Annotated in this window: 16 protein-coding genes and 1 pseudogene; 8 read left to right on the forward strand and 9 right to left on the reverse strand. The window is 67.3% G+C overall.

Annotated elements, in window-relative coordinates:
• The 3 genes from A5744_RS08585 to A5744_RS08595 form a co-directional block, all read left to right on the forward strand.
• The coding region (locus A5744_RS08585; protein WP_139331288.1) for a glycosyltransferase family 4 protein at positions 1 to 665 on the forward strand (665 nt) is incomplete at its 5' end.
• A 16-nt stretch (positions 666 to 681) separates the two neighbouring features.
• Complete coding sequence (locus A5744_RS08590) at positions 682 to 1,608, forward strand: aldo/keto reductase (RefSeq protein ID WP_076060174.1); 927 nt, start codon at positions 682 to 684, stop codon at positions 1,606 to 1,608.
• Positions 1,605 to 3,305 (forward strand): FAD-dependent oxidoreductase, encoded by a 1,701-nt coding sequence (locus A5744_RS08595; protein WP_076060105.1) that lies wholly within the window; start codon positions 1,605 to 1,607, stop codon positions 3,303 to 3,305. The genes A5744_RS08590 and A5744_RS08595 overlap by 4 nt, the downstream gene beginning before the upstream one ends.
• 3 nt (positions 3,306 to 3,308) lie before the next feature.
• Here the strand turns inward: A5744_RS08595 and A5744_RS08600 are convergent, their stop codons facing one another.
• Positions 3,309 to 4,352 (reverse strand): glycosyltransferase family 4 protein, encoded by a 1,044-nt coding sequence (locus A5744_RS08600; RefSeq protein ID WP_076060175.1) that lies wholly within the window; start codon positions 4,350 to 4,352, stop codon positions 3,309 to 3,311.
• Between the two features lie 11 nt (positions 4,353 to 4,363).
• Positions 4,364 to 5,185, reverse strand: a complete 822-nt coding sequence (locus A5744_RS08605) for a class I SAM-dependent methyltransferase (RefSeq protein WP_083679244.1) — start codon at positions 5,183 to 5,185, stop codon at positions 4,364 to 4,366.
• Between the two features lie 155 nt (positions 5,186 to 5,340).
• Between A5744_RS08605 and A5744_RS08610 the strand changes: the two genes are divergently transcribed.
• Positions 5,341 to 6,219, forward strand: a complete 879-nt coding sequence (locus tag A5744_RS08610) for a hypothetical protein (RefSeq protein ID WP_076060109.1) — start codon at positions 5,341 to 5,343, stop codon at positions 6,217 to 6,219.
• 2 nt (positions 6,220 to 6,221) lie between these two features.
• On the opposite strand, the gene A5744_RS08615 is transcribed toward A5744_RS08610, so the two are convergent.
• The 5 genes and pseudogenes from A5744_RS08615 to A5744_RS08635 form a co-directional block, all read right to left on the reverse strand.
• Positions 6,222 to 8,159, reverse strand: coding sequence for a glycosyltransferase (locus A5744_RS08615; protein WP_076060110.1), 1,938 nt, complete (start codon positions 8,157 to 8,159; stop codon positions 6,222 to 6,224).
• On the reverse strand, positions 8,156 to 9,631 hold the full coding sequence (locus tag A5744_RS08620) for an oligosaccharide flippase family protein (protein ID WP_076060112.1): 1,476 nt from the start codon (positions 9,629 to 9,631) through the stop codon (positions 8,156 to 8,158). Before A5744_RS08620 ends, A5744_RS08615 begins: the two co-directional genes overlap by 4 nt.
• Positions 9,632 to 9,642: 11 nt before the next feature.
• Positions 9,643 to 11,214 carry a sugar transferase gene (locus A5744_RS08625; RefSeq protein WP_076060114.1) on the reverse strand — a complete coding sequence of 524 codons (1,572 nt, stop codon included), beginning with the start codon at positions 11,212 to 11,214 and terminating at the stop codon, positions 9,643 to 9,645.
• Positions 11,215 to 11,365: 151 nt separating this feature from the next.
• Positions 11,366 to 11,881, reverse strand: a pseudogene (locus A5744_RS08630) (dTDP-4-dehydrorhamnose 3,5-epimerase family protein); the annotation flags it as partial.
• A gap of 62 nt (positions 11,882 to 11,943) precedes the next feature.
• Positions 11,944 to 13,152 carry a PPE family protein gene (locus tag A5744_RS08635; protein WP_076060115.1) on the reverse strand — a complete coding sequence of 403 codons (1,209 nt, stop codon included), beginning with the start codon at positions 13,150 to 13,152 and terminating at the stop codon, positions 11,944 to 11,946.
• Positions 13,153 to 13,783: 631 nt separating this feature from the next.
• On the opposite strand from A5744_RS08635, the gene A5744_RS08640 reads away from it, so the two are divergent.
• From A5744_RS08640 to A5744_RS08650, 3 genes are all read left to right on the forward strand, one after another.
• Complete coding sequence (locus A5744_RS08640) at positions 13,784 to 14,461, forward strand: TetR/AcrR family transcriptional regulator (protein ID WP_076060117.1); 678 nt, start codon at positions 13,784 to 13,786, stop codon at positions 14,459 to 14,461.
• A gap of 125 nt (positions 14,462 to 14,586) precedes the next feature.
• Positions 14,587 to 15,291 carry a TetR/AcrR family transcriptional regulator gene (locus A5744_RS08645; protein WP_076060119.1) on the forward strand — a complete coding sequence of 235 codons (705 nt, stop codon included), beginning with the start codon at positions 14,587 to 14,589 and terminating at the stop codon, positions 15,289 to 15,291.
• 43 nt (positions 15,292 to 15,334) lie between these two features.
• Complete coding sequence (locus tag A5744_RS08650; RefSeq protein ID WP_076060121.1) at positions 15,335 to 17,323, forward strand: hypothetical protein; 1,989 nt, start codon at positions 15,335 to 15,337, stop codon at positions 17,321 to 17,323.
• Here A5744_RS08650 and A5744_RS08655 read toward each other — a convergent pair.
• Both A5744_RS08655 and metG read right to left on the reverse strand, forming a co-directional pair.
• Complete coding sequence (locus A5744_RS08655) at positions 17,320 to 17,682, reverse strand: PAS domain-containing protein (RefSeq protein WP_083663037.1); 363 nt, start codon at positions 17,680 to 17,682, stop codon at positions 17,320 to 17,322. The genes A5744_RS08650 and A5744_RS08655 overlap by 4 nt on opposite strands.
• A 111-nt stretch (positions 17,683 to 17,793) precedes the next feature.
• On the reverse strand, positions 17,794 to 19,341 hold the full coding sequence (gene metG, locus A5744_RS08660; RefSeq protein ID WP_076060124.1) for a methionine--tRNA ligase: 1,548 nt from the start codon (positions 19,339 to 19,341) through the stop codon (positions 17,794 to 17,796).
• Positions 19,342 to 19,359: 18 nt separating this feature from the next.
• Here metG and A5744_RS08665 point away from each other — a divergent pair, with 18 nt between their 5' ends.
• On the forward strand, positions 19,360 to 20,208 hold the full coding sequence (locus A5744_RS08665; protein WP_076060125.1) for a TatD family hydrolase: 849 nt from the start codon (positions 19,360 to 19,362) through the stop codon (positions 20,206 to 20,208).
• Positions 20,209 to 20,258 lie beyond the last annotated feature (50 nt).

Here is a 20,258-nt window from a genome sequence, read left to right on the forward strand (position 1 = left end):
CCACCTCCAGCGCCGCGGCACGCGCTTCTTCCGACAACAGGATCACGTGGTCCGCGCGGTTCAGCGTGGCGCCGACGGTGCCAACCTCGGTGGTGGCGAATCCGATTGTGATCGATCGGGATTCGCCCGGCGCCAGCACGACGCCGCCCGTGGTGCTCTTCGCGGGCACCATCGGCCGGCGCAAGGGTGTCGACCGGCTCGTCGAGGCGTGGCGGCTGCTACTCGCCGAGGGCATCGAGGGAACCTGCCGGATTGTCGGGCGCGTCGACGACTACGTTCCCCCGCCCACCGAGCGCATGTCCGTCGAGGGCCCAATACATCCGGATGGGGTGCGTGACTTGCTCCGGTCGGTGCGAGTGGTCACCCTGCCGTCGTTCGCCGAGGGAATGCCGATGATCCTGACCGAGGCCCTCGCCGGTGCGCGTCCTTTCGTGGCGACTCCGGTCGGCGGGACGGCCGAAATCGCCTCGGACCCAAGCATGCTCGTGCCCGCGGGCGATGTGCCCGCCCTGGCCGCGGCCATCGGTCGGTACCTGCGCGACGCGGACTTGGCCGAGCGCGACGGGTTGCGGGGGCAGGCGCACATCGCGGCGACCCGCAGCCCCGAAGTGATCGACGCGGAGCTCCGCCGGATCTACGAGGGCTGCGGTGTTGGAGCAGATTGAACTTCGGGGACCGCAGCTGACACTGAGTGCGGTCGGCTTCGGATGCGGCGGGCTGATGCAGTCGCCGTCCCGGAAGGAGCGCATGGCCGTGCTCGGCAGCGCGGTCGACTGCGGGATCACCCATTTCGACACCGCGCGGATGTACGGGCTGGGCATGGCGGAGGCGGAGCTGGGGCTGTTCCTGCGTACGGTCAAGCGCGACAGCGTCACCGTCGCAACCAAATTCGGCATCGACGTCGGCGGCGCGGCCCGCCGTCTCGGCCGGTATCAAGCTCCGGCGCGCGCGCTGCTGCGAAAAGCCCCGGGACTCCGGCGCGCCGTCAAGCAACGCGCGAACAGACCCGCGGATGCCCGGATATACGACGCGGACACGGCCGAACGCAGCCTCGATCAGAGCCTCGCGGCGCTGGGCGTCGACTACGTCGACATCCTGTTCGTCCATGGCCCCCGCCCGGGAGACACCATCGCCGGCGATGAACTACGCCGATTCTTCGAGCGCGCCCGCCAGCAGGGCAAGATCCGCGCGTGGGGCGTCTCCCAAGACGAGGGGCTCGAGGTGGACTTCGCCGGCGCATTCGCGCCCGACGGGGTGAACCAGCTTCGCGCCGACCTGCTCAATCCGCCGCCGCGTCCCGCGGATCTCGCGTTCGGCGTGCTGAACCGGCCGTACGCGGCGCTCTCGGCGGCGCTGCGAGCGGACGCGCTGTTGGCGCAGCGGTGGCGCGAGGCCCTGCAGATCGATCCGCTGGCCCCCGGCGTGCTCCCGAAGCTGATCCTCGGGTCCTCCGCTGCGGCAACGGGTTGCCCCGCAATCCTTTACAGCACCACCAAGCCACACCGGGTCACCGAAGCCGCGGCCGCCGTCTCGTCGCCGCCGGACGAAGTGACCTCGACACGCTTTCGCACCCTGGTCGAGGAATTTCGAGCGGGGTTCGCGGCATGATCCGTGGCCCAAAGGAATTCGTCGCCGACACGACGATCGAGACCGACGTCGTCGTCGTGGGGGCGGGTCCGATCGGCATCGTCACGGCGCTGGAGCTTGCCAGATCGGGCGTGCAAGTCGCGCTCATCGAAAGCGGTCTCACGCGTACGGAACACGCAGCACAGGAGTTGGCGACCCTGGACTCGCGCCAAGACGACTACTTCCACTCGCGCAGCGAGCTGACGGTCCGCCGACAGGTCGGCGGCACCAGTGCGCTCTGGGGTGGGCGCTGCGTCAAGTTCGATCCCATCGATTTCGAGGACCGGCCGATCACCGCGCAGGCGCCCTGGCCGATCGGGGACAAAGACATCGAGCCCTACCGGCAGCGGGCCTGCGATTGGGTGGGATGCGGTCAGGCGATATTCAATGCGCGCGAAATCCCCGAGATCGCGAACGCCGACCTAGTCGCCGGGCTTCCTGACGGTGCAGTGCGCACAACGGATCTCGAACGCTGGGCCCCAACGCGTTTCGGCCGCGAGTACCGGGCCGCGCTGCGCGACGCCTCCCGCCTTACGTTGTGGACCGGCCTGACGTGTACCGAAATCGTGACGACCGAAGCCGGTGACTCCGTCGACCACCTCGTCGTCAAGACACTCGATGGCCGGGCGGGCCGGGTCGTCGCGACCGACTACATCATCGCGACCGGTGGACTCGAAGCGACTCGCCTGCTGCTCGCATCGGATCGCCATCATCCGGCCGGGCTGGGAAACGCCGGCGGCCACCTCGGACGCTGGTACATGTCCCACGTCGAGGCCCGCGTGGCGCGCGTGCATTTCGCCACCGACAGGGTGATCCATACCTACGAGCGGGACAACGAGGGGGTGTACGTCCGGCGGCGTTTTACCTTCGACCCACAGCTACTCCGCGACACCGGGATGCCGAACGCCGCCGTCTGGCTGGTGAACCCGCCGATCAGCGACCCGGCCCACGGGAGTGGGATCCTGTCCGGGGTGTACCTCACGTTGATTTCCCCGCTCGGCCGGTTCCTGCTCGCCCAGGCCATTCGTGAGGCGCACACCAAGACGGACGGGTCACCGCGGATCCGCGCGCATCTGCGCAACATCGTGCGAGACCTGTTCGGTTCGATCCGATTCGCGATCGCGTTTCCTTACGCCCGGTTCCTCCGCAAGGGCCGCAAGGCGCCCGGCTTCTTCGTCAAAAGCGCAGACAATCGGTATCTGCTGCACTACCACGGCGAGCATCTTCCGCACTGGGAGAGCTGCGTCGAGCTCACCGACGAGCGGGATTCGCTTGGCATGCGCAGGATCCGGACCCATATGCACTTCTCGGACGCCGACTACGAGAGTGTGCGCAAGGCCATCGCCCTGATCGACGAGCACCTGCGCCGCCACGGTGTCGGCCGCGTGGAGTGGCTCACCGACGACGTCGAGCGGTCGGTGCATGCGTTCATGAAGGGGTACGCCGGCTTCCACCAGGTCGGAACCACTCGGATGTCGGAGACTCCGCAGGGCGGGGTGGTGGATCCGAATCTCGCGGTGCACGGGGTGCGCGGGCTCTACGTTGCGAGCACGTCCGTGCTGCCGACTTCGAGTCAGGCCAACCCGACGCTGCTTGGGGTCGCCCTCGGTGTCCGGCTTGCCGAGCACGTCGCGAACGCCCGAATCGCCTGCGGGCCAGCGGATTCCAGGCCCGCCTGAGGGTCAACGCCGGGCGGACAGCACCTCGGCGATGACTTCCAGGAAACGATCCGCGACGTGCTCGACGGCGCATCGGCGCGCGTAGTGGTTCGCCGCCCCCGCCCCCAGTTCTGCCGCGACGGCCGGGTCGGCCAGCAGATCGAACGCGGCGGCGAGCCCGGCGACGTCGTCGACCCCGACAGGGGCGCAGCCCGGCGGCTGGTATTCGGGCAGACCGCCGACGTCGGACACGATCGGCATGACGCCCAGCTGCATGGAGAGCACCTGCACGCCGCTTTGTGAAGCGCGCCGGTAGTGGGAGATCGAACCTTTCGCGGCGGCCAGCGTCGGGATCACATCGGCGTAGCGATAGCTGCCGTTGCGCCAGTGCGTGTGTTTGGGCAGCGCCGCCGCGTCCAGCGACCCGTCGCCGATGAGCACCAGGTTGTCGCCGCGCCAGCCGCCGCCGACAACATGTCGCCGCCACGCCTCGAGCACCACGTCGACATTCTTGTAGGGGTTGAGCCGGCCGAACATGACGACGTCGTGGCGGCCCTCGGCTCCCACGAACGGCGGCACCCGGGGCGGGTCGATGTCGCTGGCGAGCGGCACGACATGCACCGGGGTGCCGGCGACGTCGCGGCGCTGCGCGACGGCGGCCGCGACGTAGTCGCAGTAGGTGATGGTGGCCGCCGACCGGGCGCCCCAGCGGTCGAACACCGCCCGCTCGTAGGACGGCCGCTCTTCGTCGGGGTCGTGCGGATTGTCGTCGTGCACCACCTGGATCCGCGGCGTGCGCCCGGCCAGCGCGATCCAGCGTGGATCGCGGACGATCTCGGCGATCACGACGTCGGGCCGGAACCGGCGGACGCGGCGCCACGCCTTGACGGTTGGTGGCCAGGTCGCGGCGGTCTTGAATCGCGGATCGAGCACCAACTCGTAGTCGCGCGCGGCGTCCGACTCCGGGTGCCGATCGGAGGTCACCAGGAGCACGTCGGCCCCGCGCCGGATCAGCGCCTCGGACTGCACGCGTACCGCGGGTCGCGTCCACGGCGAAAGCCACAGCACCCGAGGCGAATTCACGCTTCTCCGTCGGCGTGCAGGAACAAGTCGGCGTCGGTCCACATCCGGGTCTCCAGCGCGCGCCGCGGCACGCCCTGGAGGAGATTCGTGACCCGCGGGGAGGCCAGCAGGCGCCAGGCCAGCGGATTGATCTTGGCCCGGGTCCAGATGTGCAGACCCATCCCCCCGAGCCACCACCACCGGGTCTTGGAGGTGTGGAAGTGCATGCCGAAGCGCTCTCCGATGAGCTCCAGCGTGCGCTTTTGATAGAAGGTGATGTGCTGGCCGGTGGCGAAGGCGTAGTACATCCATTCCTCGGCGGGCGGCGGGCCGCCGTCGAACAGCTCCGTGGTGAAAACGATGGTGTCGGTGCCCGTCGTTTCCAGCAGCTCGGCGACGAATGCGACCGGGTCGGTGAGATGCTCCATCACTTCGAAGGCGGTGACCGCCGTGTACGGCGCGCCCGGACCGGCGTGCGCCTCGAAGCCCTGCGCGGTCAGGTTGGGGGAGTACTTGTCCGTCCAGTAGTAGTCGAAGCCGATGTCGCGCATCAGGCGGGTGAAAACGCCGTAGCCGCCGGCCGCGTCGAGATACCGCCCGTTGCGATCGAAGAGAAAGAACAGCAGCACCGACATCGCGCGCGCCAGATATTGGTTGCGCCACAGCATGGTGGTATCGGCTGCCGCCACCGGGCTCGCATACGCTTCGTCCAGCCAATGAGGCTCTTCGGTCTGCAGCCCGCCGCAGCTGTCGCAGAAGTAATACTTACAGTCGTATTTGCCCAGGATCTTATGGGTGAACGCCGGATTGGTGCTGGAATTGCAGATGCGGCACAGCACGGTTATCCAGCCTCCTGAACATCTTCCGCGACATCAGAGCGGAAGAAGAACACTGGTGAACCTACGGCACGCTCGGCGCGATGAGCAAGCCAAAACCGTCCGGAATTGATTGTGCGCAAGTGATTTACCCTCGGCGTGGTAGCTTTAACCTCCAAATGTCCAGAAGCGCGACACCCCCGCCGGGAAAGACGCTCAGGCAAAGGATCCGGCGCATTCTCGGCAGTGAAACGCGGGACCAGCTCAAGGATCTGATCCTTTTCGACCATTCCCAGTCGGTGAAGGCAAGCCATCCCAATCCGCTGAACCGGGCGGGGAAGAAGTGCTTTTCCGCGACCGACGAGGACGGGATAACGCTGGAGATCCTGCGCCGGATCGGCCGGCTCGACGACGGGGTCTTCGCCGAATTCGGTGTCGGCGACGGGACGGAGAACAACACACTGATTCTCGCGGCGCTGGGCTGGAAGGGCTTCTGGGTCGGCGGCCAGGATCTGGCGGTCGCATTCCAGTCCGGCCCGAGCTTCACTTACGAAAAGGCGTGGATCACCGCGGAGAACATCCTCGACCTCAGCCGGTCGTGCCTGCAGAGAATCGACGCCACGCAGGTCGACGTGATCTCGCTGGACCTCGACGGCAACGACATCTATCTCGTCGAAAAGCTGTTGGCGGGCGGTACCCGTCCCAAGCTGTTCATCGTCGAATACAACGGGAAGTTTCCGCCGCCGGTGAAGTTCCAGATCACCTACGACCCCGATCATGTCTGGGAGTCCGACGACTACTTCGGGGCCTCGCTGAGCAGTTTCGCCGCGTTGTTCGCGCGCTTCGACTACCGACTGGTGTGCTGCAATTCCCACTCGGGTTCCGACGCGTTCTTCATCGACACCGCCCTGTCCGAGCATTTTGCGGACGTGCCGACCGACATCGACCAGCTCTACGTGGAGCCCCGGTACTTTCTCTACGGCGGATTCGGCCAGCACAAGACCTCCCCGCGCACGGTTGCGAAGATCCTGGGGGCAAAACCCAAGCAGCCGAACTGAATTCACAGCACGCCGTTGATGGCGTCGACGTAGGCGTCGGTCATCGCCTCGACCGTGTAGTGCCGGTGCATGCGCTCGAAGCCGCGTCGTCCCACCGACGGCAGCGCGCCGGGGTCGGCCAGGATCCGCGCCAGGTTTTCCCGCCATCCCGGCACCGACACGGGTTCGACGAGGAAACCCGCGCGTCCGAAATCCAGCATTTCCGGGACGGCGCAAATCGCCGACGCCGCGACGGGCACCGCCCGGGCCATCGCCTCGAGAATCACCAGCGGGAAGGCCTCGGAGCGGCTGGGGACGCACAGCAGGTCCGCGTCGGCCAGCGCGGGCCCGGGACCGGCCGACCATCCGCGCCAATGCACCCGATCGCGCAATCCGGCGGGGGTGCGCGCCTGCAGCCTCTCCCGATCGGGGCCGTCGCCGAAAATCGATAGCCGCCAAGGCATGTCGGCGAGCTCGCCGAGCGCCTCGATCAGCACGTGGGGGTTCTTGTGCTCGAGGATGCGCGAGAGCATCACCAGGTGCAACGGTTCGTCCGCGCGGCGGATCCGGGGCGCCGGGTCGGCGGGCGGTGCGACGCCGTTCGGCGCGACGAAGCGCCGCCCCCAAAGCCGATGCTGCGCGGCCAGCATGTCCCAATGCCGTTGCGCCAGCACTATGAAACCGTCCGCGCGGCGCATCGCGGCGGTCAGGGGCCGCGAGTAGATGGGCCGGTCTTCCTCGGGAGGAACGTGCGGCGCGACCAGCCAGCGCCGGCCCCGATCGGCGGCGCGCCACAACGTGGCGAACCCCGCCTCGGTGTTGGTGTCGGCGGTGATGAGCACCGCCGGCCCCGCGGGGATGTCGAGCGCCGGCGCCCACCAGGGCTGGCGCACCACCCGCACGGTAGGCGGAATCTCGGAGATCAACGGGCCGAACCGCTGCATGCAGACGATGGTGACCGGGTAGCCGCGGCGGTCCAATTCCGTTGCCAGCAGCGCCTTTTGCCGCTCGGCGCCCCCGTACACCAGGCGGTTGGTGCTGATCACTATCGTCGGCAGGCCCCCGATGCTGGCCGCGGCGCGTTTCGGCCGTCGCATCCGGTCCAACAGCGTCGCCCCGGCCAAATACGCGTCGGCGTGGTGAACGCTGTGGCGGTGTTCGAGCAGCAGCGCGGCGCTGGCGCGAGCGAGGTCGCGGTCGCGGTCGCGGTCGCCGGCCACCGAATCGCCCTCATCGACACCGAGCTCGTCGGCCAGCAGCATTCGCCAGCCCGCCGCGCGGGCCCGGATCTGCCAGTCGGCCTGCGCGCCGTGCCGGAAGAACTCTTCGTCGAAACCGCCGACGGTGTTCCAGGCCGCGCGATTGACCGCCAGGCAGGCGCCGCCCAAATACCCTTTGATGCCTTGCGATTCGGGAGGTTGGCGGCGATAGAGTGCGGAGATCGGCGTGCCGCGCAGCGAGCCCGAGCCGCCCGTGCTGGCGGTGAGCGATCGGATCAGCGTTGGGCTGCGGGTCGCGATGTCCCACGGCCGTCGGCCCGGTGCGGTACCCATCGGCGAAACCGCCGCCACGCCGGGCCGGCGAAGCAACTCCCGGGTGCGAGTCAACGGTCCCACCAGGCGGGCGTGGGATTTGAGCAACAACAGGTCGGCGTCGCTCGGTGCGTGCTCCGCCAGCGTATTGAAAGCGGCTGCGCAGCCACGGTTCGCCGGCCCCGACACCCAGTGCACGCCCGGGTACCGCGCGGCCAGGTCCGCCCGACCGGGTGATCCGTCGTCGTCCTCCCGGTAGACGTAGACCGGTAGTCGCGGAAGATGTTCGGCGATGCTGCGCAGGCATGTGTCGAGGGGCGCGTGGCTCTGGTCGCTCACGACCAGCACCGCAAGTGAGCGCTCGGATGGTAGGGCGGCCGGGGCGTCGACCGGGCGCTTGAGATATGCCCGGTCCATTTCGCGGGTCATGCCACCAGCTGGTCCCGCTGCGACGAGGCCCGCAGGGCGGACAGGTCCGACCAGCTGAGCGGGCCGACCGCCGCGCTGGTGGCCAGGTAGGCGGCGGCCGCCGCCGCCAGGACGAGCACCACGTGCTGGCCCGAGAGCAGCAGCGTCACCGCAACGCTCACGCCCGTCGGTATCAGCAACCGCAGCAAGAACATCACCGGCGTACGGTAACCGCAGCGCCGGCGCAGCCACCAGGTGCTGACCACCATGTTGAAGAACTCGGTGCACACCAGCGCGATGCCGGGGCCGACGGCGCCCAACCGCCCGGCCAGGGCGAGATTGAGCCCGACGTTGAGCACCAGCGTCGCCATCGTCAACCAGAACAAGACCCTCTGGTGATGGCTGGCGACCAATCCCTGGCCGAGGGTGCCGCTGACGAATCGCAGAGCCGCCGCGACGAACAACAGCGCCAGCGTCGGCGTGCCGCGTGCGACGAACGCCTTATCGCCGAAGAGTCCGATCAACGGTCCGGACAGCAGCGCGCCGACGACCGCGACCGGGACGGCCACGAAGTACATCAGCTCGACGCTGCGGCGCAGGAAGCCGGCGAAGGCGGTGATGTCGCGCGCGAACAACTCGGTGGCCGTCGACAGCGTCGATTTGAGGAAAATCAGCGACACCACAATCGTGTTGAAGGCGATCGTGAAGGCCAATCCGTACACCCCCACCTCGGCGTGGGTGCTCAGCAGGGACAGGATCACGCCGTCGGCCCTGCAGTACAGCAGCCCGACCACCAGAAACCCGATGAGCGGCAGGCTTTCCCGCAACAGGTCGGCGGACTCTCGCACCGCGAAGATCGGGCGCACCGAGATATGCCGCATCGCGGCGGCGCCCTGGATCAGCAGCTGCAGTGCGGGCGGGATGAGTTGCGCGACGGCGAACCAGATGACGTCGGATCGCGTCGCCACCAGGCAGGCGACCATGGCCAGCGCGGCCAGCCGGCCGACGACGTCGGAGATGGCCACCGCCGAGAACCGCACGGTGGCAAGGAATACCGGCTCGAATCGGGTCACCATGGTCTGCATGAGCAGCGCCCCCGACAGCACGACGAGCATCACTCGTACTTCGGGGTCGCGATAAACCAGCAACCCGGACACCGCCGCCAGCGCCGCGAGCGGAACGCAATAGACCAGGGCCAGACCGCTGTTGATGCGCACCAGGCGCTCGAGGTCGCCGCGGCCGGAGGTCACGCGGCGCACGATCACGGTGGCGATACCGAGGTCGGCCAGGCTCGTCCACATCGCGATGAAGAGAAGCGCGATGGAGAGTTGGCCGTAGCGGCCGGGACCCAGATAGCGCGCGGTCATCGCCACCGACACCACCGACGCCAGCATCCCCAGCACGCGGCAGATCAACTGGATCGAGAACGCGTGGGCCATCCGCGTGAGCGGCACCGATCCTACGACCGCACCCGGTGCCGTCGGCTCGCTCATGGCTGGCGAGCCTAGTAGGCGCCGTGGCTCGTTAATACGGCTTTCACCGTCTTGGCGATGATCATGAGGTCACCGGCCATCGACCAGTTGTCGACATAGGACAGATCCAACCGAACCGACTCTTCCCACGAGAGGTTCGAGCGGCCGCTCACCTGCCACAGCCCGCTGACGCCCGGCTTCACCAGCAGCCGCCGCTTGACGTCGCCGTTGTAGCTCTCGACTTCTCGACGCAGCGGCGGACGCGGCCCGACGACGCTCATATCCCCCTTGACGACGTTGAGGAACTGCGGCAGCTCGTCGATGCTGAACCTGCGCAGGATTCTGCCGACCGGCGTGACCCGGGGATCTTCGCGCATTTTGAACAGCATGCCGCCGTCGCTGTCGTTCAGCGCCAGCAGATCCGCGATCTGCCTGTCGGCGCCGTCCGTCATCGTCCGAAACTTGAACATCGTGAAGGGCTTTCCCTCGATGCCGATACGTTCCGACGGGTAGAAGACGGGTCCCTTGCTGGTGAGCTTGATGGCGATGGCGGCCGCGATGAGAAGCGGCGCCGTCGCGATGAGGGCCATCAGCGAGAAGCAGACGTCGAAGACCTGTTTCTCGAAGCGTTGGCTCCCTTCGTATTGCGGCTTTTCGACGTGCAGCAGCGGCAATCCCGCGGTGAGGCGCAGGGTCAATCGCGCTTCCGCGACGTCCACCACCCCGGGCGACACGACGAGGTCGACGTCCATCGTCTCCAGCTGCCACAGCAGCTCCCTGATGCCGTGCACGCCGAAATGCTCCGTTCGCGTCACCGCCACGGTGTCGGCGCCACAGCGTTGCACCGCGGCCACCGCGTGGGTTTCGTCGCCGAGGATCTCGACTTCACGGCTCCCGACGATCAGGGTTTCGCCGCGCGGCGGCCCATATCCGGAAATGCACACACCCGCCACGACGCAGCCGTCGCTCGGATTGCGGGAAAGTTCGGTAACGAGGTGGGCGACGGCCTGGCGATCCCCGATCGCCAAAACCGTTGTCTGGCAATGGCCGTGGGCTCGCTCGCGGCGGATATGCTGGCGCCACAGGCTGCGGCTGGTCAGCAATCCCAAGGTGCCGACCGGAAGCGCGATCGCGAGATAGCCGCGCGCCAGGTCGACTTTGGCGAGCAATGTCACCATCGCGATGATCCCGAACGTCCAGAATGACGCGCTGGCGATGCGCCGGTACTCGTCGATCCCGGCGCCGATGACTCGCGTCGATCTCGTCTGGAATATCGCCAGGGACGACAGCCACAGCCCCGCGAACAGAACGGAGAACAGCGTCATCACCGGGTCCGAGTAACCCGACGTGTTCGCGATCTCCCCGAACCGGACGTACTGCGCAAGGAATACCGAGGCGACGACGATCACGGAGTCGCTGATGCGCAGACTTTGCGCATAGTGATCCTGCCAGCGGCGCAAGGCATTTCCGACGGCCGACGACACGGCGGGAAGGGGTGGCGGCGAAGTCTCGGCTATTTCGGGAGGCAACGGGGTTATGCCGGTCGGCGTGCGCTGCTGCGGTCGCTGCTCGGGCTGCATGAGATTCACCGCTTCGGGGGCCATGACACACCTACGCTCTCGCCGAGAGGCCTGATCGAATGCCGGCCGGCAGGTGGCGCGGGGTTTCGTGCGGCTGATCGGCCGCACGTCCGGCCGCGTGCAGTCCTCCCGCTCGCGCGGCGTTCTCGAGTTGCGCCGGCCCGGATACGCGGAATGGCCAGCTCGCGTCCTGCTCGGAGATGACCGTGACCGGCAGCGGCCACGCGATTCCGAACTCGGGATCGTCCCAACGGAATCCCTCCTCGCCGTTCGCAGCGTGCTGGCCGCTGACCTGGTAGCTGACCTCGGTGTCGTCGATCAGGGTCTGGAAGCCGTGTGCGACATACGGCGGCAAGAACAGCGCGCGGTGGTCGTCGGCGCTCAACTCCACCATCACGTGGTCGCCGTAGGTCCGCGAGTCGGGGCGGACGTCCACCGTCGCGGTGGCAATGGCGCCGCGCGTGCACCGGACCAGCTTGGCCTCGGCGTGCGGGGGCACCCGACGGTGCAGACCGCGTACGGTGCCGCGGGTGTAGCTGAACACGACATCCGTCCGCATGGCATCGAAAGCCAGGCCGTGATTAGCGAATTCGCGTGAGCAGAACGACCGTGTGGAGTAGCCGCGGTGGTCGCGTTGCGGTTCGAAGTCGATGATCGTCACGCCGGCGACCTTCGTGGGCGTGTATTTCACTGACGACTCCTTCCGAAGAGCCCTCGGCCCTGTGTGCTGCTGCTCTGCGTTCATCTGGGTGCCTATACGTATCCGGCGGCCGGCGGGCGGGTCATGACGGTGGGGATCACCCCGTACCGAGGCCCGAGCGATTTGCCCGACGCGGCCGCGCGCGGTAGCGAGCCCAAGATGCTGGGCGGGACGGGCGGCGCACCGAGGCCGTTGGGCAATGCGGCCGCGGCGGTCATGTGCGCCGTCGGGATCACGCTGGTCCAACTCGCCGGCACCGACAGCGGGCCCAGCGAGGCCGCGGTGCCGAGGCTGCCCAACGCACCGGGCCCGAGTGAGCCGAGTGCGCCCGCCCCGGCCGCGGCGGCGCTGGCTCCCGCCGCTGCCCCTTGGGCGGCCGCGGCACCCGCGGCACCCGCCGCGGACGCGGCGCCACTCGCCAAGCCCTGACCGCTCGCGGCCATTCCAATGATTGAAGACATGGCGTACACCGGGGTGGCCGCGGCCATCAGCCACGCGGGCATGTTGGACGCCACGAGGTTCGAAATATCCGACGAGGCGGCCGAGGCGGCGGTGGTTGTCGCGGCGGTCGCCGCGGTCGAGGCGAACGTGCTGGTCGAGCTGGTCGCGGGCGATGCGAGCGACTGCAGCGCGGTGGGCACCGAAGTCACCACGCTCGCCAGGTTGGCCTGCGATGCTCCGGAGATGCCGCTTGCCTGGGTGACCGCGGCCGACTGCTCGGCGAATCCGGCGGGGTTCGTGGTCTGCGGCGCCGGGGTGAACGGTGTCACCTCGCACGCGACGGCTGAATTCGCGGCGTACTGATACATTGCCGCGGCGTCCTGCGCCCACATCTCGCCGTATTCGGCTTCGGTGGCCGCGATCGCCGCCGAATTCTGGCCGAAGAAGTTGGTGGCGATCAGTATCGCGAGTTGGACGCGGTTGGCGGTGACCGCCGGCGGCGGGACGGTCATCGCGAAGGCGGCTTCGTACACCTCGACCGCAAGCAACGCCTGACTGGCGGTCTCGGCGGCCCGGGCGGCGGCGCCGGTCGTCCATGCCACGTACGGAGCGAACGCGGACGCCATGGTCAGCGACGAGGGACCCATCCAGCGTGTGGTGGTCAGTCCCGCGATGACCGACCGGTAAGCGCTTGCAGCGGAATGCAATTCGGCCGCCAAGTTGTCCCAGGCCACCGCCGCGGCCGCTAGCGATATCGGCCCGGGCCCGGCATACATCCGCGCGGAGTTGATCTCCGGCGGAAGCGCACCAAATTCGATCACGGCAGACCCCGGGTTCCGGCGGGCCGCGGCCAAGCCGGCGCGTCATCGTCGCGGACGAGCGTCGGCCGGCCACGCATACTCAGAGCATGAGTAGACCGCCATGTTGCTGACGATGGGTATTTGACGTGTTGATGGAGGATCTTGGTCCCTGCGTAGCGCAGGCCGTGCGGTGTAATGATCTCGTGGCGGGCCGAGGTGACCGCGTTTCCGCTGCTCATCACGGCTACTAAGGCCCTTGGCGCATCCGCTGAGCCCGCCGGCGCAATGGGCTGCGTGATGACGAACGACATGCGGTCCCCTCGTAGCTCGGTCCCCTGCTGCAAACTGACAACCATATAATAGCACATAAAAAATACTTAAAGAACGGAAAATAGGGTGGGATCCTTGTCACAGGTATCTAGACGGGCTCGGGGCCCGTTTGCACGGCCCAGCGACCTCGTCCTGATAATCTCTTAGGTGGCCAAACGCCGCCCGAGAGACGCCGGCGAGTAGTTCGCCTCGGACCGCTGGAAGAACCAGGTGTGTGCGCCGCTCGAGGAGGGCATCAACAACGTGAAGGCGATCGACCCAGCTCAGGGCACCGATGGCGATCGCGATTTCGCGGCGGCGGACAGCTGAGTCGTCGGTTTCGATGACCACCCACCCACCCGACGGACGCGCGGATGCGACGCGGCGGCAGATTCTGCGGGCCGCCTCGCATCAGTTCGCGCAACGCGCCTACCACGAGGTCGGCCTCGATGACATTCTCGCCGAGGCCGAACTGACCAAGGGCGCGATGTACTTCCATTTCAAGTCCAAGCACGCGCTGGCCGTCGCGATCATCGATCAACAGACCGAAGCCGGTACGGCCGCCGTGCAAGACCTGATCACGCGGGGACTTTCCGGCCTGGAGACCCTGATCGATTTCTCCTATCTCATCGCGGTCCAGGACATCAAGACCGATCGAGTCAGGGCGGGGCTGAACCTGATCGAGTCCGTCGGTCGTTCGGAAGGCCTGCAGGAGAGGTTGTTGGACGACTGGGTCAAAGCATTGGCCGCGGTCGTCGAGCAGGCCGTCGGTGAGGGTGACATCGACGACCGGTGCGACCCGGAGGATGTCGGACGCTTGATCGTGTCGCTGCAGATGGGGCTGCGGAAAACCAGCAACCTGGATCAACCCGAACGGTTTTTGCTCGACTTGGAAAAATGTTGGGCGTTGCTGATGGCCGGAATCCTGCGACCGGACCGCGTCGAATACTTCCGGCAATTCCTCAGGCGGCGTGCGGCACTCGCGATCAACGCCAATTCGACCGATCCCGACTCCGGGTAACGAGACCGAGACGGACCCGACGGCCGGGATCGCCGGGGCTGTTAACCTTGATCGTCTTGCGGGGCGATACGAAACGTGACTGACGAATCCGCGCACCCGACGAGATGCCGGAGGTATTAGGGGCGATGGCGCGGCAGGTTCGGTCGGAAGCCACTCGGCGAAAGATTCTCAAAGCCGCGACCGACGTGTTCGGGGAGGTCGGCTATGCGGCCGCCGGGTGGGGCACGATCATCGAACGCACGGGGATGACCAAGGGCGCCCTCTACCATCACTTCGATTCGAAGGAATCGTTGGCGTCGGCGCTCATCGAGGAGGGCTCAGGCACGCTCGCCAACGCCTATCGGAACGCGTGCGGGTCGTCATCGCCGGGGCTGGAGAACCTGCTGCACGGCACGTTCACGATCGCCGAAGTGATGACTTCGGACGAAACCGCCCGCGCGGCCGTGCAACTGACCGCCACTTTGAGCGGCTTCAACGAAGCGGCCGGGAACTTCTGTGCGGCTTCGGTTCAGCTGATGGCAGCCGAGGCCCGGCGCGCCATCGCCGAGGGAGACCTCCGCAAGGACCTCGACCCGCAAGTGGTCGGCGAATCGATTGTCGGCGCCATGTTCGGAGCGCGATTGCTGTCCAACGCGATATCTGCCGTCGACACAAAAGATGGCGTCGTCTGCGACCTCAGCGAGCGCTTGATCCGGATTTGGGAACTCCTGCTTCCCGGCATCGTCTCAGAAGCTTCGCTCGCCTATTCCCGGGAATTCCTTGCTCGCGAAGCAATGCGCCATGCCCGGCTCGCCGCCGCCCGCACCGAGACGGTGCCGGAAAGCAATTAGGCATCCGCCGATACCGCGATTCAATTACCGCGCGCATTCGACAATGCATACTGTTCCGGTGATGAACCGGAAATATGCGAGCCGAGTTATTGCGCTGGCTGGTGTGGTCGGATCCTTGGTCATGAGCGCCCCGGTATCGCAGGCTGCGCCCGGCGACGCGGGCGCGACCGAGTCAACGACGTTGGCGCTGGCCGACGTTGGGTCCTCGTCCACCTTGTCGTTCTGGGGATTCACCAGCTCCCAACAGCTGAGCGTGCCGGTGCTGCACGGGCTGACACCGACCGCGCTGAACGCGACGGTCGAACTGCCGATCAATATGCGGTCCGGCCAGCTCACCGTCACCCAGGGCGAGCGCACCATCACGCGGCTGAACCTGCCCACCACCGATCAAGCGCCAATAGTCCTCCCGCTCACCGGCGCGGAAGTCGCCGACAACTGGGTATCGGTGACGGTGCGCTCCTACCTGGTGCCCCTGGACGGATACTGCTTGTACCCGGAGAGCCCGCTGCGTCTGGTCAACGGAACGATCAACTACACCGGGGTCGAACAGCCGCCCACGACGGTGGCCCATTTCTTGCCGCCGGTGCTGCGCAAGCTGACCATATTTCTCCCGCAGGCACCGTCAACTGCTGAGTCCGACACGGCAATTCAACTCGCCACCTCCGCGGCCGCGCACTACGGCAGGCAGGCTCCCGAGATCGCGGTGGTCCCGTTGCCCGACGGACAGCAGGCGCCGCCGACGCCGCCGCAACCGCTGGAACGCCAGGTTGTCGTCAAAGAGGGATCGGATGCCGGGCTTTCCCTGCAAGGCAACACCGGTGTGCCATGGCTGTTGATCTCGGGGCCCCTCGGGCGAACCGACGAATCGGATACCGCGCTGCTGTTCAACGACCTGTCGCGGCTGGCCCTTGTCTCCAGGGCGTCGGCGGAATCGTTGAAGACCACTCCGCAACTACCCGGCAACAACGCAACGCTGCGCGAATTGGGGCAGCCCTTCGCCAACGCCACTTCGCTGCAGCCCCGGGTGTCAATCGGATTGGACCAGACCAAGTTTGGCCGATCCGTGCACGGGGTGCGCGTGCATCTGCAGGGGTCCTATACCCCGACGCCGGCCAACGTCGGCGGCCAGATCACCGCCAACATCGGCGCGGAGACCATCGACCATTGGCCCACCGACGGCCATGGCGCCATCGACCACTGGATCGACGTGCCGGATCGGCTGCTGCAGCGATACACCAGCCTTGACGTAGTGCTGGACGTGGCGAGCAACATCGGACACTGCGGCGATTTCTACACGCCTGGCGCCGGCAACTCGCTACTCACGCTGAACATCACCGGCGACACCACCGTGCAGAGCAGCCCCGCCGCGCCACCGGTGCCCGGCGGCCTGCAGTCGGTGCCGCAGGCGTTGATGCCCAAGGTTCAGGTGGCGATCGAGCCCCACTCGTTGATCGACACCAAGCGCGCCATCGACATCATGGTCGGCCTGCAGCGCATCAGTGCGGCGCCGATCGACACCACCGTCACAAGCGTTCAGCAGGCGCTCGATTCGTCGAATCCCGCGCTCGTGATCGCCGCCGACGGATGGAACCACTCCGATATCGCGCTCCCGGTGTCCGCCGGCCCCAGCGGGCCGATCACGATCAACGCCGTCGAGTCGGGCGGCAAGCCCACCAAGCTGACACTGGACCCGTCACTGCGGTTCGCTTCTCTCCAAACGGTTTTCAACCGCGGCCGGTCGCTGCTGATCGCGACCTCCAACGGCGCGCCCTTCCAGCTCGACGAGCTGCTGCGCTGGCTCACGAGCGACACCAAGCACTGGCCCAGCCTCAAGGGCGTCGCGGCGGTGTCGGTACCGGGACAAGAGCCGGTCACCGTCGATCGGTCCCCCACCGCCGGTCCGGTCGCGGCGGCGCCCGGGGGCGGTAGTCACTCGGACCTGGCCTGGCTGTGGTGGTTCGGCGCGGGCTGGCTGATCCTGGCCATCGTCGGTGCGGGAGTAATCGTGCTGCGCACCAGGCGCCGGAGCTAGCGCTCCTCGATCCACAGCTGCGCGGTCAGATCCTGGAATGTCGCGAGGGCGAATTGATCGTCGGCCCGCCGCACCGCCGACTTACTCATCAGCGCGCGCACGACCGAACCGTCCCGGTGTGCCAATTCGACGACCATGTTGCCCAGGGCGTGGACGACCGACAGCAGGGAGTCCGAGGCCGGGGCCTCATGGAAGACCTCGTGGAACCCGAGCGCCAGCACCTCGTCCGGTTCGTAACCCACCATCTCGGCAAACGCGGTGTTGGTGAACAGGATGCTGCCGTCATGCCCGATAGCCAGCACGGGAACCGGGATCCGCTCCAGCACGACCAGCGCGGGAAGCTGCTTCAAGGTCGTCATCGGCGACTGGCTGGGTTGCCGATTACGTCGTCGCTCCACCGGCCGATTATGGCCCATGGCAGCGGCCATACCGGACACTTTTTTCTATTACCTCGCCCGACGGTGTTTCCGTCACACGGGCGGCTGGTAGCGGGGGAACACGCCCGCGGGCGCCGGCAGCGCCGTGCCGGGGGCTAGCCGCGCGCCGATGGCGCTGAACGCCCGCCGGTCTTCGTCCTGGCCGAGCAGGTCCAGCAGCTTGGCGGCCGACTCCGGCATGACGGGCTGCACCAGCAGCGCCGCGATGCGCACGGCCTCGCACGTGGTGTAGAGGACGGTACGGAACCGCGCCTGATCGGCCCCGGACTCGCTCTTGCCCAGCACCCACGGCTGCTGGGCCGAAAAATATCTATTCGCCTCGCCGAGCATCAGCCAGATCGCCTCGAGGGCCAGGTGCATCGCCTGAGCGTCGAAACTCGCGCGCACCCGTTCCAGCAAACCCTCGGCCGTGTTCAGCAGTTCGGTGTCGGCTGCGGTGAATTCGCCGGGCTCGGGCACCACCCCGCCGAGGTTCTTGGCCACCATCGACAACGACCGCTGCGCCAGGTTGCCGAGTTCGTTGGCCAGGTCGGCGTTGATCCGGGTGACGATCGCCTCTTCGCTGTAGCTGCCGTCCTGGCCGAAAGGAACTTCCCGCAACAGGAAATAGCGCACCTGATCCACACCGAACGTGTCGATCAGCGCGACCGGGTCGACGATGTTGCCGACCGACTTGCTCATCTTCTCGCCGCGGTTGAGCAGAAACCCGTGCGCGAAAACCCTTCGGGGGAGCTCGATTCCGGCCGACATCAGAAACGCCGGCCAATACACGGTGTGAAACCGGATGATGTCCTTGCCGATCATGTGCAGGTCGGCCGGCCAGTAGCGCCGGAACAAGTCGGAATCGGTATCGGGGTAGCCGGCGCCGGTCAGGTAGTTGGTCAGCGCGTCGACCCAGACGTACATGACGTGATCGGGGTGTTCGGGCACCGGCACGCCCCAGTCGAACGAGGTGCGCGAGATGGACAGGTCGCGCAGGCCACCCGAGACGAAGCTGACGACCTCGTTGCGCCGCACCTCGGGCGCGATGAAATCAGGGTTCGCCTCGTAGTGGGCCAGCAGCTTGTCGGCGTACGCGGAGAGCCGGAAGAAGTAGGTCTGCTCGTCGGTCCACGTCAGCGGGGCGCGGGTCTCGACGGCGATGCGGGTGCCGTCGTCGAGCAGTTCGGTTTCCGCTTCGACGAAGAACCGCTCGTCGCGCACGGAATACCAGCCCGAGTAGGTGTCGAGGTAGATGTCGCCGGCCGCCGCCATCCGGCGCCAGATTTCCTTCGATGCCTCATGGTGGTCGGCGTCGGTGGTGCGGATGAACCTGTCGAAGGAGATGTTCAGCTTCTCCTGCAACCGCTGGAACACGTCGGAGTTGCGCCGCGCCAGTTCGGCGGTGGGCAGTCCTTCGGCCGCCGCGGCCTGGGCGACCTTGAGGCCGTGCTCGTCGGTCCCGGTGAGAAAGCGGACATCGAAGCCGTCGAGCCGCTTGAACCGCGCGATGGCGTCGGTGGCGACGTACTCGTAGGCGTGCCCCAGGTGCGGTGCGGCATTGGGGTACGTGATCGCGGTGGTGACGTAGTACGGCCTCATCGAGACTCACCCTATTGTGTGGCGGTGAGCTTCAACCGCTCCGGTAAACGAGAAGCGCCGCCGGCGCCCGAGCCGCTGGCGCCATTGGTCGACGCCCACACCCACCTCGACGCGTGCGGGGCGAGCGACGCCGACGGGGTGCGGGCCATCGTCGAGCGCGCCGCGGCCGTCGGGGTCGGCGCGGTGGTCACCATCGCCGACGACCTCGAGTCGGCGCGCTGGGTGACGCGGGCCGCCGAGTGGGATCCACGCGTCTACGCCGCGGTCGCGCTGCATCCGACCCGCGCGGACGCGCTCGACGAAACGGCGCGCGCCGAGCTCGAGCGACTAACAGCCCACCCCCGGGTGGTGGCCGTCGGCGAGACCGGGATGGACCTGTATTGGCCCGGGCGCCTGGACGGCTGCGCGCGGCCCGACGCGCAGCGCGAGGCGTTCGCGTGGCATATCGACCTGGCGAAGCGGTGCGGGAAGCCGCTGATGATCCACAACCGGGAGGCCGACACCGAGGTGCTCGACGTGTTGCGCGCCGAGGGTGCCCCGGACGCCGTGATCTTCCACTGCTTTTCGTCGGACGCCGCGATGGCCCGCCGCTGCGTCGACGCGGGCTGGACGCTCAGCCTGTCGGGGACGGTGAGCTTTCGTAACGCGCGCGCCCTGCGGGAGGCTGTGCCGTTGATACCCGTGGAGCAGCTTTTGGTGGAGACCGATGCACCGTATTTGACGCCGCACCCGTATCGGGGCGCGGCGAACGAGCCGTACTGCCTTCCTTATACTGTGCGGGCGCTGGCTGAACTGGTCGGTCGCCCGCCCGAGGAGTTGGCGGCGATCACCACCGGCAATGCTCGCCGGGTCTACGGACTGTCCTAGCGCGACGGGTGATTTGGGTAACACTGGCGCTACAGCCTCGCGCCGGAGTT

This window comes from Mycobacterium sp. IS-1264 (assembly GCF_001954195.1).
In the GTDB taxonomy this organism is placed as follows: domain Bacteria; phylum Actinomycetota; class Actinomycetes; order Mycobacteriales; family Mycobacteriaceae; genus Mycobacterium.